The sequence below is a fragment of the Salinicola sp. JS01 genome (genome assembly GCF_030284585.1).
Classification (GTDB): Bacteria; Pseudomonadota; Gammaproteobacteria; order Pseudomonadales; family Halomonadaceae; genus Salinicola.
This window is the reverse complement of sequence record NZ_CP127244.1, coordinates 787,214-800,017: the sequence shown is the minus strand read 5'-3', so window position 1 is coordinate 800,017 and position 12,804 is coordinate 787,214. Positions and strand designations below refer to the sequence as shown.

The following is a 12,804-nucleotide window of genomic DNA, read 5'->3' as shown; positions in this document are numbered from 1 at the left end:
CGCCCGCCCGGGCCCTAGGCTCTAGGCTCTAGGCTCTAGGCTCTAGGCTCTAGGCTCTAGGCTCTAGGCTCCAGGCCCTCGCTCAACTCACCGGCGCCGCAGCTGTCGCCGGCAGATAGACCCGCGGCGCCCGCGGCAGCACACCGGTGAGCAGGGTATAGGCGATGGTGTCGCAGTGTCCCGCCACCTCGTCGACGCCGAGCCCGCGCCCCCACAGCACCACCTCGCTGCCGACGTCGGCATCGGCCACCTCGGTGATATCGACGGTAAGCATGTCCATCGACACTCGCCCGGCGATGGCGCAGCGCTGGCCGTTAACCAGCACCGGGGTGCCATCGCGGGCGTGGCGGTCGTAGCCATCGCCGTAGCCGGCGGCGACCACGCCGATACGGCTGCGCCGGCGGGTCCGAAAGCGCCCGCCATAGCCCACCGCCTCGCCCGCTTCCAGCGTGCGCACGGCGATCAGACGCGAGCGCAGCGTCATCACCGGCTCGAGCGTCACCCCTGCGGGCAGCGCACCCTCCAGCGGGTTGCTGCCGTAGAGCATGACCCCCGGTCGATTCCAGGCGCCATGCGCCGGCGTGTGCTGCAGCGTCGCAGGTGAATTGGCCAGACACAGCGGTGCGCCCAGCGCCTCGCCCAGCGCACGAACCTGGGCGTGCTGGGCCTGGAAAGCGCTGTCATCGGCAAGGTCGGCCGTGGAGAAGTGGCTGATCAGATGCAAATCGGTGACTCGCTCAGGCGCCTGGCGCAGACGCGCCCAGTGGCGACGGAGTTCGTCCGCCGAGAATCCCAGGCGGTGCATGCCGGCATCGAACTTGAGCCATACCGGTAGCGGCCGACGCGGCCGATAGGCCAGCACCGCCTCCAGCTGCCACTCGCTATGCACCACCTGCCACAGCGAGAGTGCCTCGACCGTGGCCAGCTCGGCGGCTTCGAAGATGCCCTCGAGCAGCATAATCGGCGTCTCGATACCGCCGTCGCGCAGCGCCACCGCTTCCTCGATCGTCGCCACCGCGAAGGCCGGCGCCAGCCCGGTCAGCGCACGGGCGCAGGCGAGCGCACCATGACCGTAGGCATCCGCCTTGAGCACCGCCATCGACCGGCTCTGCGGCGCCAGGGCGCTCGCCGTGCGATAGTTGCGACACAGCGCCGCGAGGTCGATCTCGGCGCGCAGGGGTCTTGCCATGGTGGCTACGTCCTTCTCCCAAGAGGTGATACGACACCAGCGGCGTGGCGCCGGCGAGCGCCATGTTAACGCGTTTGGCGGCACTACGGGACGCCGGCGGCGTAAACACAGACGCCGCTAACGGGTAGCGGCGTCGGCGGTAGAATCGCAGCGCTCAGGGCGTCGGCGGTGTCGGCCGAGCGCCGATATCGTCGGTCGGCGAGCCGCGGCGCTGGGTATCGGCCAGATCGAGCGAGACCCGCTTGCTGTCGCGCAGCCACTGGTTGGTGCCGCGGATCACATCGAGACTCAGCACCCCGGCCTGCTGGCGCAGCTGGAGCAGATCGGTGACATAGGTGTAGCGCGCGTCGGCGTAGTTGGAGATCGACTCGTAGAGCGACTGCTCGGCGTTGAGCACGTCGACGATATTGCGCGTGCCCACCTCGTAGCCGGCACGGGTCGCTTCCAGCGCGCTGCGGCTGGAGACGATCGCCTCGCGCTGGGCATCGACCGACTCGACGTCATTCACCACCTGCGTGAACAGCGAGCGCACCTGCTGGGTGGTGTAGCGGCGCTGATCCTCGAAGTCGTACTGGGTCGACTCCAGCGAGTAGGTATTCTGCCGCACCGACGCGCTGGTCGAGCCGCCGGAGTAGATCGGCAGATTCGCCTGCACGCCGACCTCGACGTTCTCGTTGTGCCCGCGCAATGCATCGATGTCGTTGTCCGAATAGGCGTAATCGGCGTAGGCGTTCAGGGTCGGCAGATGGCCGGCACGAGCGATGTCCACGCTCGACTTGGCGACGTCGACTCCAGCCTCGGCGTAGCGGATCGACGGGCTGCTGGTCATCGCCAGGTTGACCCAGTCGTCGCGGGTAGCGGGCTTGGGCGAAGCGATGGGCAGATCGTCGGCGAGACCGTCGATGCTGTCGTACTGCTTGCCGGTCAGACGCTCCAGCGCCTCGAAGCTCACCTGCAGGTCACTGCGGGCGGAGATCAGCTGGGCGCGCGCCGAATCGTAGGCGGCCTTGGCTTCATTGACGTCGGTGATCGCCACCAGGCCGACATTGAACTGCTCCTTGGCCTGCTCCAGCTGGCGCCCGATCGCCTTGGACTGCGCTTCGCGGGCGTCGAGCACCTCCTTGGCGCGCAGAATCTCGAAGTAAGCACTGGACACATCATAGAGCAGCTGCTGCTGGTCGATCTCGAGCTGCAGCGCCTGCTGCCCCACCTGCTTCTTGCTCTGCTGGTACTGATACCAGTTGGAGGCATCGAACAGCACCTGGGTCACGTTGACCCCAAGGCTGCTGCCGTTATAGTCCTGCCCCGAGGTGGAGCCACCCGCTCCGGCGCCGGCACCGGCCGACGCACCCGCCGCATGCTGGGTCTCGAGCGAGTCACTGCGGTAGAGGCTGCCGGTGGCGCTGATCTGCGGCAGCAGCGTGCCACGCGACACGTCCTGCCCCGCTTCCGTGCTGCGGAAGGTGGCGCGCGAGGCGTTCAGGCTCGACGAATTGGCCAGGGCATCCTGGGTAATGGTGAGCAGATCGGCCGCCTGCACCGACGGTGCGAACGAAGCGGCCAGCAGCAGCGGCAGCGCATGGCGCAGGGATAAACGGGATGACGACGGAGCAGAGGGCGACATCGAGACGGTTCCTATCGTTGAGCGCTGGCGGGTATCGACGCACGACGGCGGGCACATGGGCCCGGCATCACGCCCCGAGACGGCCCAGACACCCGGTATTGACTGGTGCGAGCCGGTTGCCACCGCACGGCGCGGGCGCGCCGGCGTCAGCAATCGTTCTGACGAACGACGAGGCGCCGGCTATCCTGCCGGCGCCTCGTCGCGAGGTTTACATACAATGCCGCATGTATGCATGGGGATCAAGCATTCGGCCAGAGATGACGCGCTTTTGCGCGTTTCCCGGCCAGCGCGTCACTCGAAGATCGAGTCCATCGACAACCCCTGCTTCTCGAGCATCCGGCGCAGTTTCTTGAGCGCCTCGACCTGGATCTGACGCACCCGCTCACGGGTCAGCCCGATCTCCTCGCCGACCTCTTCGAGGGTTGCCGCTTCGTGCCCGCGCAGCCCGAAGCGACGCACCACGACCTCGCGCTGCTTGTCACTGAGCTCGGCGAGCCACTCGTCGACGTGCGCCTTGACGTCGTCATCGACCAGATTGGACTCCGGACCCACTTCGTTCTCGTCGGCCAGGGTATCGATCAGCGGCTTGTCGCTTTCGCCGCCCATCGGGTAGTCGACGGAAGAGACGCGCTCGTTGAGCCCCAGCATCTTCTTGACCGTGGCCACCGGCTTGTCGAGGAACTCCGCGATCTCCTCTGCAGTGGCCTCGTGGTCGAGCTTCTGAGTCAGCTCGCGCGCGGCGCGCAGATAGATGTTGAGCTCCTTGACCACGTGGATGGGCAGACGAATGGTGCGCGTCTGGTTCATCAGCGCACGCTCGATGGTCTGACGAATCCACCATGTGGCGTAGGTCGAGAAACGGAAGCCGCGCTCCGGGTCGAACTTCTCGACCGCCCGGATCAGGCCCAGATTGCCCTCCTCGATCAGATCGAGCAGCGACAGCCCGCGGTTGAGGTAACGTCTGGCGATCTTCACCACCAGGCGCAGGTTGGATTCGATCATGCGCTGACGGCCGGCCGGATCGCCCTTCTGCGCCAAGCGCCCGAAGTGCACTTCCTCTTCCGGTGTCAGCAGCGGCGAGAACCCGATCTCGTTGAGATAGATCTGGGTCGCATCGAGACTGTGGTGGTAGTTGTTCTCCTCGCGACTGAGCGCCTTCTCGAACGCGCTCTCGTCTTCTTTGCCATCCGTGTCATCGGTATCGACCTGCTGGTCGGCACCGTCGAGCTCAACATCCTGAATATCCCGTTCAAGCATGCTCATGTCACTACCCCCAATCTGGGCTTCCTGAGTACCTTCGCCATGGGGTCTAGCCGCCCCAGGCGACCACGCAATCCTTGCTCTGTTTTACGTCCTTGATTACGACTTCCACTTACTACGTTCACTTACCACGTTGACTTGCCAGGTTGCCGCTCGAGCGGGCTACGTTGCTGCTCGAGCGGGCAACGCTGTCGCCGGCCACCTCGGCGGTGCGCCTTTGCGGCTGACCGCGCCCGTCAGGGCGCAGTCAGCGCGGCGGCGGTGACCGGTAAATCTTCCAGCTTGGTAACGTCGGCCGTTGCAGCGATCTGGCGCGCTGACGACCGGTCAGCGTTTGGGGAGGTATTTGAGCGGGTCTTGAGGCTGGCCGTTGACGCGAACCTCGAAATGTAGCTCGACCTGGTCAGCATCCGTCTGCCCCATGGTGGCTATCGTTTCTCCGGCCTTGACGACATCGTTCTCTTTCACGCGCAACGTGTCGTTATGTGCGTAGGCACTCAAGAAGCGGTCGTTGTGCTTGAGGATGATGAGATTGCCATATCCCCTCACACCATCGCCGGCATACACCACGATCCCTGGCCCGGCTGCCTTCACAGGTTGCCCCTTTTGGCCGGCAATATCAATGCCGGGGGTGATACTGGAGTCATCATCGAAACGACCGATCAGACGTCCTTCGGTAGGCCACTGCCAGGCCACGTTCTCGACCGGCTTGTAAGTCCGGTCCGAGCGGTCCGGCGCGCCGCTGGGCTCCCCCGCCACTTCGGTACCGGCATCGTTACCGGCCGCCGTGCGGGTGTCCTTACGCGTCATGGAAGCAGAAGAAGATGACGAAGCCGTGTCAGCCGCGGCCGCCCCGGACGCAGGCTGACGCGCCGGCGGCGTAGCGGCGCCAGAACCCGAGCTAGAACTAGAACCAGAGCCACTCTGCGACGCCTGGCTCTGGCCGGTATTGGCAGCGACGCTCTGGCCGGCGTTGGCGGCGCGCTGGTCGATCACCGGGCCCGGCGCCGAGGCCTGCTGCCCACTGCTGGTGCCGCCGCCCCCCGGCAGCAGCCAAGAGGGGTTTTCGCCGTCACTCGCAGCACTCGCCGGCGTCTTGCCGCCCAGCGGCGTGACGGTAGCCGCCCCCTGGGAAGAGGCCAGACTCTGGCCCTGGCTGGCATCGACGCTGGCGTTGGGCTTCAGCCGCAGCTGCTGGCCGGGCTGCAGTCGATACGGCGGCGAGATGCCGTTCATCTGCGCCAGATCGCGGAAATCGACCCGATTCTGCCAGGCGATGCCGTAGATGGTATCGCCGGCCTTGACGGTATAGGTGGCGCTGGGCTGGCTGTTGCGGCTGACGGACAGGTCCTGGACCTGAGGGCGCCCGCTCGAGGTGGTGCAACCCACGACCCCGACGGCGACCGCCGGCAGCAGCCCCAGAAGTAGCGCGATGCGACGCTTGTTCATGAAGAAAATCCCTTTTTTCCTGACGAGGCGTGCGGCTCGGACGGCTTGCGCTCTCCCAAGCACATTACCACTACCACACCTACCACGATCAATGCCGAGGCCGCGAGCCACTGGGAGGGCTCACCGGTCACCGCCGTGAAATCGGCGGGCATCAGGTAGCGATAGCTCAGTGCGACCTGCTGGCCATCGGCGGCGAGGCGGTAGCTCATCATCTGGCGCCACGGCCACAGCTGCGGCAGCGAGCCGAGGATGAAGCCGACGATGGTCATCATGGTGATGCCGTGGTAGTGGCGCAGCAGCCAGGAGAGCAGGCGCGAAAAGGTCAGCAAACCGACCAGGCAGCCGGCGCCGAAGATACCGATCAGCCCCAGGTCGAAGCTCTTCACGCCGCTCATCACCGTGCCGTAGAGCCCCATCACCAATAGCAGGAAGCTGCCGGAGACTCCGGGCAGCAGCATCGCACTGATGGCGATGGCACCGGCGCAGAACAGTGTGACATTGCCCGCCTGGCTCATGTCCGGCAGCAGCTGCGGCAGATAGGCGGCGACCACCAGCCCTGCCAGCAGTGGCAGCAGATAGCGCCAGCGCCAACTGCCCGCCTGGCGCATCACCACCCAGGCCGAGGCCAGCACCAGACCGAAGAAGAAGGCATTGAGCAGCAGCGCGTGGTGCGCCATCAGCCAGGTGACCAGATGCGCAATGGTCACCAGACTGATCCCGATACCCAGCACCAGCGGCAGCAGAAAGCGCAGATTGAGATAGCCGATCAGCGCGCCCAGGCCACCTTCGCGCCAGACACCGAACGCCCCAGGGCCGAAGCGCCGGATGGTCTCGATCAGCTCTTCGTAGATGCCTACGATCAGCGCGATGGTACCGCCCGATACGCCGGGCACCGCATCCGCGGCCCCCATCCCCATTCCTTTCAAGACCGTCGTCACGCTGCGTTTCAACGGATGACTCCTTCCAGCAGTGGCACGAAACGCACCTCCTCGAGACGTTGATGATCGAACGCCTGGCCACGCCGGCGTACCCGCGTCAGCCATTGACGCCCTTCGCTATCCGCCAGCGGCGCGATCAGCACGCCGCCATCCTTCAGTTGTTCGAGCAGCGCCTGCGGCAGTTGACCAGCGCAGGCGGTGAGCAGAATGGCATCGAACGGCGCCGCCTGCGGCCAGCCCAGCCCGCCATCGGCATGGCGCAGCCGCACGTTGTGCGCACCGAGCCGCGTCAGGCGCTGGCGCGCCCGGTTCTGCAGCGCGGCGATGCGTTCGACGCTCCACACCCGCGCCACCAGCCGCGAAAGGATCAGCGTCTGATAGCCGGAACCGGTACCGATTTCGAGCACGCGCTCGGGCGCGGCCTGCACGATCAGCTCGCTCATCCGCGCCACCACCCAGGGCTGCGACAGGGTCTGCCCCAGCCCCAGCGGCAGCGAGGTATCCTCGTAGGCGCGGTGGGCCAGGGCCTCGTCGAGAAACAGATGGCGCGGCGCTTCCGCCAGCACTTCGAGCACCTGCGGCTGGCGAATGCCGGCGGCGATCAGACGTTCGACCATGCGATTGCGGGTTCGTTGCGACGTCATGCCCACGCCGCTGAGTTCTTCAGGCGTGTGACAGTCCATCCAGCCAGCCCTGTACATCATCGAGCGTCGCGTGACGCGTGAGATCGGTCTGCAGCGGCGTGATCGAGACGAAACCGCCCTCGATCGCCGCGAAATCGGTATCGGGGCCGTCGTCGGCATTCTCCGAGACCGCCGCGATCCAGTAGCGATCGCGACCGCGCGGGTCCTTCATGTGGATCGGATTGGAGGCCGGTCCGCGATAACCCAGACGCGTGACGCAAAAGCCGCGGATCTCTTCCCACGGCAGATCCGGCACGTTGACGTTGAGCAGGCTGCGCGGCGGCAGCGAGAGTTTCTCCGCGCCACCGACCAGACTCGCCGCGACGCGTCCGGCGGTATCGAAGTGGCGCTGGCCGCAAAGCGAGATGGCGATCGCTGGCATCCCCAGGTTGCGCCCCTCCATGGCCGCGGCGACGGTGCCCGAATAGAGCACGTCGTCGCCCAGGTTGGCGCCGTGGTTGATACCCGAGATGACCAGGTCGGGCTTCTCTTCCCACACCCCGTTGACGCCCAGATAGACACAGTCCGCAGGCGTCCCGTCGACACTGTAAAAGCCGCCGTCGAGCGCCTCGAGCGCCAGTGGCCGCGTCAAGGTCAGCGAGTTGCTGGCACCACTACGGTCGCGGTCCGGCGCCACCACGCGCAGCCGCGCATGATCGCTCAGCGCATCGAAGAGCGCCTTGAGCCCCGGCGCGTGCACGCCATCGTCATTGGATAGCAACAGTCTACGCATCTCGCTCACTCCTCTCGGGTCGGGCTTGTCGAATTCGGCTCGTCGGGGTCGAATCGTGGGCCGTCTGGCGACGATTCAGACGAGGGTCGGATGATGCATCAACTCGCGCAGCACGGCGGTGGCAAAGGCCCCCCGCGGCAGGCTGAACTCGAGCCACACCGAGCTCTCCGTCTCGGCCGCGCACCAGCTCGCTGCCCCCGGCAGCACCCGCAGGGCGCGCCGCTCATGCCGCGCACCGGCGGCGATCAGGCCATCGCGCAGCGCCGCACATGCCGCCGCTTCGCGCTGCTCCAGCGCGGCCACCTCGCCCCGGCTATGCGGCTCCCCCTGCCCCCACAGCGGGCCGGTGGGGTGCAGATCGCCGGCCGCCGCGCGCGCCTCCAGCGCAGGGTCGGCCGTCTCGCTCAAGAAGCGGCTGGCACTGCCTTCCAGATTGAGCACGTCGCCGGCCAGCGGCCGGCACCAGCTGCCGTCGGCCACCCGCGCCGACAGCACCTGATTGAAAAGATAGCTGCGCGCAGTGGAGAGCAGCAGCCCCTGCGGGTCCTCACGCTTGCGCCAGCCGCGGGCGAACAGCGCCAGGGCGCGTTGTAGATTGCGCCCCTCGGGGCCGAAGCGCTGGGGGCCGAAGTAGTTGGGCACACCCTGGGTGACGAGGCGTGTCCAGCGCTCGCGCACCGCGGGGGAACTCGCCGCCGGCCCGTCGATACGCAGGCGGAAACGGTTGGCACGGTGCACGCCGCGCTTGAGCTTGCGCGGATGGCGCTCCGCGCGCAGCACACGAATGCCCCGCTCGGCCAGGGGTGCCTCCCAGCCCGCTGCCAGGGTGCGCCCCGGCAGCGCCAGCGACAGCCACTGCCGGGTCACCGCGTCGCGATCCTTGAGCCCGCTGAAGCCAACGTCGCGCAGCGCGATCTCGGCCTGCCGCGCCAGGCTGCGAGCGGCATCCGGGGTGGTCACGCCGCGCTTCTCGATCCACACCCAGAGATGTTCTCCCTCCCCTTCCGGGGTGAAGTCGAGCACCTCCTCGACCTGGAACGCCTCGGCGCTCTGGCGGTAACTACCCTCGACGCTCGGCGGCGTCTCGGCATGGGCCCAGCGTGGCGGCCAGGCCGGCACATCGGGGCTCACGGCGCCGTCGCCAGCAGCAGGACCACCGCCTCTGCCGCGATCCCCTCGCCACGGCCGGTGAAACCGAGACGCTCGGTGGTGGTCGCCTTGACGTTGACGTTCTCCATCGCGGTCTCCAGGTCGGCGGCGATCGCCGCGCGCATGGGCTCGATCCACGGCGCCATCTTCGGCGCCTGGGCGAGGAGGGTGGCGTCGAGATTGCCCACCCGATAGCCGCGCGCATGGATCAGCGCCACCACCTGGCGCAGCAGCTCGCGGCTGTCGGCGCCCGCCCAGGTCGGGTCGGTGTCGGGGAAGTGATGGCCGATGTCCCCCAACGCGCAGGCACCCAGCAGCGCATCGCTGATCGCGTGCAGCAGCACGTCACCGTCGGAGTGGGCGACGAAACCATGCTCGAAGGGAATACGCACGCCGCCGATCATCAGATGGTCGCCCTCGCCGAAGCGGTGCACATCGAACCCGTGGCCAATTTTGAGCGTCATGCCTCGACTCCCTGTGCGGCGGTGTCAGTCTCGCTCTGCAGCGAGAGAATGCGCGCCGCCAGGATCAGATCCTCTCGGCGCGTGATCTTGAGATTGTCGCGGCTGCCCGGCACCAGCAGCGGCGCCAGCCCCATGGCCTCGATCGCCGAAGCTTCGTCGGTGACCGCGGTGCCGGTCGCCAGGGCCGCATCCAGCGCCTGACGCAGCAGGTCATAGCGAAACGCCTGCGGCGTCAACGCGTGCCACAGACCCTCGCGAGGCTCGGTGTGGCTGACCCGGCCACGCGCGTCGGCGCGCTTCATGGTGTCCGCCACCGGCGCGGCCAGCAGTGCCCCGATGGCCTCCTCCTCCAGCGCGCGGGAGAGCGCGGTGAGATCGGCAAGCTGCACGCAGGGGCGTGCGGCGTCGTGGACCAGCACCCAGTCGTCGGCGGCCGCCTCGGCGGCGATGCTCGAAAGCGCGCGGCGCACGCTATCGACGCGCTCGCGTCCACCGTCGACACGCTGCCACTCACTGAATGGCACGTCGTCCGGATCGAAATAGGCATCATCGGGGTCGAGACACAGGCGCAGCGCCGCCTCGGGAAAGGCCTGGTGCAGCCGCTCCAGCGTGCGTGCCAGCACGCTGCGCCCGTGTAGCGCCAGGTACTGCTTGGGGCGGTCGGCCTGCATGCGAGTGCCGCGGCCGGCGGCGGGAACGATCAACCACAGCGTCATGGGGTGATCACCCCCGTCTCGGCGGCCGGGCCGGGGCTGGCGTCGACGTCAGGCACCCAGAAGAACTGCTCGTCCTTGCGCACCATGCCGATATCGCTGCGGGCGCGTTCCTCGATCGCGTCGAGACCGGTCTTGAGGTCGACCACTTCCGCCGCCAGGCGATCGTTGCGCGCCTTCAGGGTCTGGGTGGTACCTGCGAGCACGTCGGCCCGCGCCTGGATATCATTGAATTCGTGAATGCCGCCCTCGCCGAACCAGAGCCGGTACTGCAACAGCCCGAGCATGACGACCAGGACCAGGATGACCCATTTCCACATTGCAAACGCTTCCCGCTCGACCAGGGTGACATGAACGCAGAGAGACCGCCCGCCAGGGGCGTCACCGACGCGGCGGCCATTATGCCATCATCGCCTCAGGCGGCCCACCTCGCAGGTCGCTGCCAGACACGCAGCGCGGCGGGGAGGGCCCGGGGAACGCGTTCAGGCCGAGCCGAAGAAGCGCTCGCGCTCCTCGAGGCCGATCTGCCCCGAGTGCAGCGGGAAGTGGCCGTCCACGCGATCGCTGAAGAAGTGGCGCAGGGTGCGCTCGATGGTGGGAAAGGCGAGCTCGCCCCAGGGAATCTCGCTCTCCTCGAACAGCGCCACCTCGAGACTTTCGGGTCCCGAGGCGTAGCCGCCGTCGAGCTCACCGCGAAAGATCATGTAGACCTGATCGATGTGCGGCAGACTGATCAGCGTGTAAAGTGAGGGCGCATCGACCACCGCGTTCGCCTCCTCGCGGGTCTCGCGCAACGCGGCCTGCTCGACCGTCTCGCCGTTCTCCATGAATCCGGCCGGCAGGGTCCAGTAGCCCTTGCGCGGAGCGATCGCACGGCGGCACAGCAGCACTCGCGTACCCGACACCGGCAGCGTCCCGGCCACGATACGGGGGTTCTGATAATGGATGGTGCCGCAGGCGTCGCACTGAAAGCGCGGGCGATCGTCACCCTCGGGGATGGCGAAACGCACCGGGTTGCCACACTGACTGCAGTAGTTCATCGACGCCTCGCAATGCATTCATCGAGCCCTGCCCACGCCCGCCAAGCGCCAGTCGCCGCTGCGCGGGCCGAAAGTAAGCCCTGTAGGATCAGCACCGCATGTTAGAGACACTTCGCGAGCGCCTGCAAGCGCACCGTCCCCGCCAACTCGACGCAGCCTTCCCCCAGGCCGCCGTGCTGCTGCCGCTGGTGGCCCGCCGCGAGCCGACGCTGTTGTTCACCCAGCGCACCGACCACCTCTCTTCCCACGCCGGCCAGGTAGCCTTTCCCGGTGGCAAGCGTGAACCCGAGGATCGCGACCTGCTGGCTACGGCCCTGCGCGAAAGCCAGGAAGAGATCGCCCTGGCACCGGCCAACGTGGAGATCGTCGGCCGCCTTGGCGATCTGCTCTCGCTGCACGGGCTGCGGGTCACGCCGTACGTGGGCATCATTCCCCCGGATCTGGCACTGATACCGGAGCCCGGCGAGATCGCGGCGATCTTCGAGGTACCGCTGGCCCACTTCCTCGATGACCGGCGCACCCATACCGACGTGATCCCGGTCGACGATCACGAGTGGTTCGTACCCAGCTATCAGGTCGAGGGTCGCGTCATCTGGGGGCTCTCGGCGATGATGCTGGTCGAGCTGCTGGCGGTGGGCTTCGCCAGCCCGGTCTCGCTGGAACAGCCGCCGGCGGGCGGCGAGCTGCGCTATCATCCGCAGCGCGGGCGCCGTACCACTCGATGACTCATGGCCTGCGCCGGCGCTTGTGCCCGGCCATGCAGTCTCGTCCCGGTATTCTCGACCAAGCATTCTGGACCAAGCATTCTCTACCACGCATCCTCGATCACGCTTTCCCAGCCACGCGCTTTTCCATCGGAGGCCCCGCGATGTCCCACACCCAGACTCACCACGCCTACTGGGACGAACAGCAGCTGACACCGCTGATCGACGCCCTGGTCGCGCGCGGCTGGTACGCCGGGGAGAGGTTTCTGGACGCCGGCCTGTGCCAGGAGCTGCACGCCGAGCTCACCCGGCTCGAGGCGCGCCAGCAGCTGCAGGAGGCCGCCATCGGCCGCGGTGACGAGCGCACCCTGCGCCGCGACATCCGCGGCGACGCCATCCACTGGCTCGATCGCGAGAGTCTCGCCCAGCGCCGCTACCTGGCGCTGATGGCCGAGCTCCAGCAGCAGATCAATATCGCCCTCTATCTGGGGCTGTTCGAGTTCGAGGCGCACTTCGCCCAGTACCCGCCCGGCGCCTTCTATCGCAAGCACTACGACAGCTTCCGTGGACGCGCCAACCGTATCGTCTCCACCGTGCTCTATCTCAACCCGGATTGGCCCGAGGACGGCGGTGGCGAGATGGCGCTCTACGACGAGCACGACAGCGAGCTCGAAGTCGCGCGGGTCATGCCACGCGCCGGCACTTTCGTCTGTTTTCTGGCTGACCGCATCCCGCACGAGGTACTGCCGACCCGCCTACCGCGCACCAGCATCGCCGGCTGGTTCCGGCGCAATGCCTCCCTCGGCGGGCTGGTCGACCCGGCGCGCTGAACTCTCGTCCCCCTGAAGACGCGGATCC

Annotated in this window: 14 protein-coding genes; 2 read left to right on the top strand and 12 right to left on the bottom strand. The window is 67.3% G+C overall.

From position 1 onward, the window contains the following. Window positions 1–82: 82 nt before the first annotated feature. From alr to QO259_RS03630, 12 genes are all read right to left on the bottom strand, one after another. The gene (alr, locus tag QO259_RS03685; protein ID WP_285951843.1) at window positions 83–1,189 is read right to left on the bottom strand and encodes an alanine racemase; all 1,107 of its coding nucleotides are present in this window, start codon (window positions 1,187–1,189) and stop codon (window positions 83–85) included. A gap of 154 nt (window positions 1,190–1,343) precedes the next feature. After that, window positions 1,344–2,813 carry a TolC family outer membrane protein gene (locus tag QO259_RS03680; RefSeq protein ID WP_285951842.1) on the bottom strand — a complete coding sequence of 490 codons (1,470 nt, stop codon included), beginning with the start codon at window positions 2,811–2,813 and terminating at the stop codon, window positions 1,344–1,346. Window positions 2,814–3,104: 291 nt separating this feature from the next. Beyond that, window positions 3,105–4,076 carry an RNA polymerase sigma factor RpoS gene (gene rpoS / locus QO259_RS03675; RefSeq protein ID WP_285951841.1) on the bottom strand — a complete coding sequence of 324 codons (972 nt, stop codon included), beginning with the start codon at window positions 4,074–4,076 and terminating at the stop codon, window positions 3,105–3,107. Between the two features lie 324 nt (window positions 4,077–4,400). Further along, window positions 4,401–5,522 (bottom strand): peptidoglycan DD-metalloendopeptidase family protein, encoded by a 1,122-nt coding sequence (locus tag QO259_RS03670; RefSeq protein WP_285951840.1) that lies wholly within the window; start codon window positions 5,520–5,522, stop codon window positions 4,401–4,403. Then, entirely contained in the window at window positions 5,519–6,433 is a 915-nt protein-coding gene (locus tag QO259_RS03665) for a DUF368 domain-containing protein (protein ID WP_285951839.1), read from the bottom strand. Before QO259_RS03665 ends, QO259_RS03670 begins: the two co-directional genes overlap by 4 nt. Before the next feature lie 35 nt (window positions 6,434–6,468). Beyond that, window positions 6,469–7,104, bottom strand: a complete 636-nt coding sequence (locus QO259_RS03660; RefSeq protein WP_285951838.1) for a protein-L-isoaspartate(D-aspartate) O-methyltransferase — start codon at window positions 7,102–7,104, stop codon at window positions 6,469–6,471. 19 nt (window positions 7,105–7,123) lie between these two features. Further along, complete coding sequence (gene surE / locus QO259_RS03655; protein WP_035475252.1) at window positions 7,124–7,876, bottom strand: 5'/3'-nucleotidase SurE; 753 nt, start codon at window positions 7,874–7,876, stop codon at window positions 7,124–7,126. 75 nt (window positions 7,877–7,951) lie between these two features. After that, window positions 7,952–9,007 (bottom strand): tRNA pseudouridine(13) synthase TruD, encoded by a 1,056-nt coding sequence (gene truD, locus QO259_RS03650; protein WP_285951837.1) that lies wholly within the window; start codon window positions 9,005–9,007, stop codon window positions 7,952–7,954. Then, the gene (ispF, locus tag QO259_RS03645; RefSeq protein ID WP_285951836.1) at window positions 9,004–9,489 is read right to left on the bottom strand and encodes a 2-C-methyl-D-erythritol 2,4-cyclodiphosphate synthase; all 486 of its coding nucleotides are present in this window, start codon (window positions 9,487–9,489) and stop codon (window positions 9,004–9,006) included. Before ispF ends, truD begins: the two co-directional genes overlap by 4 nt. Beyond that, window positions 9,486–10,205: a 2-C-methyl-D-erythritol 4-phosphate cytidylyltransferase gene (gene ispD, locus QO259_RS03640; protein ID WP_207035265.1), complete on the bottom strand. Its 720-nt coding sequence runs from the start codon at window positions 10,203–10,205 to the stop codon at window positions 9,486–9,488. The genes ispF and ispD overlap by 4 nt, the downstream gene beginning before the upstream one ends. After that, on the bottom strand, window positions 10,202–10,522 hold the full coding sequence (gene ftsB / locus QO259_RS03635; RefSeq protein ID WP_207035268.1) for a cell division protein FtsB: 321 nt from the start codon (window positions 10,520–10,522) through the stop codon (window positions 10,202–10,204). The genes ispD and ftsB overlap by 4 nt, the downstream gene beginning before the upstream one ends. 162 nt (window positions 10,523–10,684) lie before the next feature. Beyond that, window positions 10,685–11,242, bottom strand: a complete 558-nt coding sequence (locus QO259_RS03630; protein WP_285951835.1) for an NUDIX hydrolase — start codon at window positions 11,240–11,242, stop codon at window positions 10,685–10,687. Window positions 11,243–11,340: 98 nt separating this feature from the next. On the opposite strand from QO259_RS03630, the gene QO259_RS03625 reads away from it, so the two are divergent. Both QO259_RS03625 and QO259_RS03620 read left to right on the top strand, forming a co-directional pair. Beyond that, a complete protein-coding gene (locus QO259_RS03625; protein ID WP_285951834.1) occupies window positions 11,341–11,967 on the top strand; it encodes a CoA pyrophosphatase in 627 nt (208 codons plus the stop codon). A gap of 143 nt (window positions 11,968–12,110) precedes the next feature. Next, on the top strand, window positions 12,111–12,776 hold the full coding sequence (locus QO259_RS03620; protein WP_285951833.1) for a 2OG-Fe(II) oxygenase: 666 nt from the start codon (window positions 12,111–12,113) through the stop codon (window positions 12,774–12,776). Window positions 12,777–12,804 lie beyond the last annotated feature (28 nt).

Coding starts and splice junctions, on each gene's coding strand:
- alr (WP_285951843.1), bottom strand. CDS start 1,189: ATGGCAAGACCCCTGCGCGCCGAGATCGACCTCGCGGCGCTGTGTCGC.
- QO259_RS03680 (WP_285951842.1), bottom strand. CDS start 2,813: ATGTCGCCCTCTGCTCCGTCGTCATCCCGTTTATCCCTGCGCCATGCG.
- rpoS (WP_285951841.1), bottom strand. CDS start 4,076: ATGAGCATGCTTGAACGGGATATTCAGGATGTTGAGCTCGACGGTGCC.
- QO259_RS03670 (WP_285951840.1), bottom strand. CDS start 5,522: ATGAACAAGCGTCGCATCGCGCTACTTCTGGGGCTGCTGCCGGCGGTC.
- QO259_RS03665 (WP_285951839.1), bottom strand. CDS start 6,433: ATGGGGGCCGCGGATGCGGTGCCCGGCGTATCGGGCGGTACCATCGCG.
- QO259_RS03660 (WP_285951838.1), bottom strand. CDS start 7,104: ATGACGTCGCAACGAACCCGCAATCGCATGGTCGAACGTCTGATCGCC.
- surE (WP_035475252.1), bottom strand. CDS start 7,876: ATGCGTAGACTGTTGCTATCCAATGACGATGGCGTGCACGCGCCGGGG.
- ispF (WP_285951836.1), bottom strand. CDS start 9,489: ATGACGCTCAAAATTGGCCACGGGTTCGATGTGCACCGCTTCGGCGAG.
- ispD (WP_207035265.1), bottom strand. CDS start 10,205: ATGACGCTGTGGTTGATCGTTCCCGCCGCCGGCCGCGGCACTCGCATG.
- ftsB (WP_207035268.1), bottom strand. CDS start 10,522: ATGTGGAAATGGGTCATCCTGGTCCTGGTCGTCATGCTCGGGCTGTTG.
- QO259_RS03630 (WP_285951835.1), bottom strand. CDS start 11,242: ATGAACTACTGCAGTCAGTGTGGCAACCCGGTGCGTTTCGCCATCCCC.
- QO259_RS03625 (WP_285951834.1), top strand. CDS start 11,341: ATGTTAGAGACACTTCGCGAGCGCCTGCAAGCGCACCGTCCCCGCCAA.
- QO259_RS03620 (WP_285951833.1), top strand. CDS start 12,111: ATGTCCCACACCCAGACTCACCACGCCTACTGGGACGAACAGCAGCTG.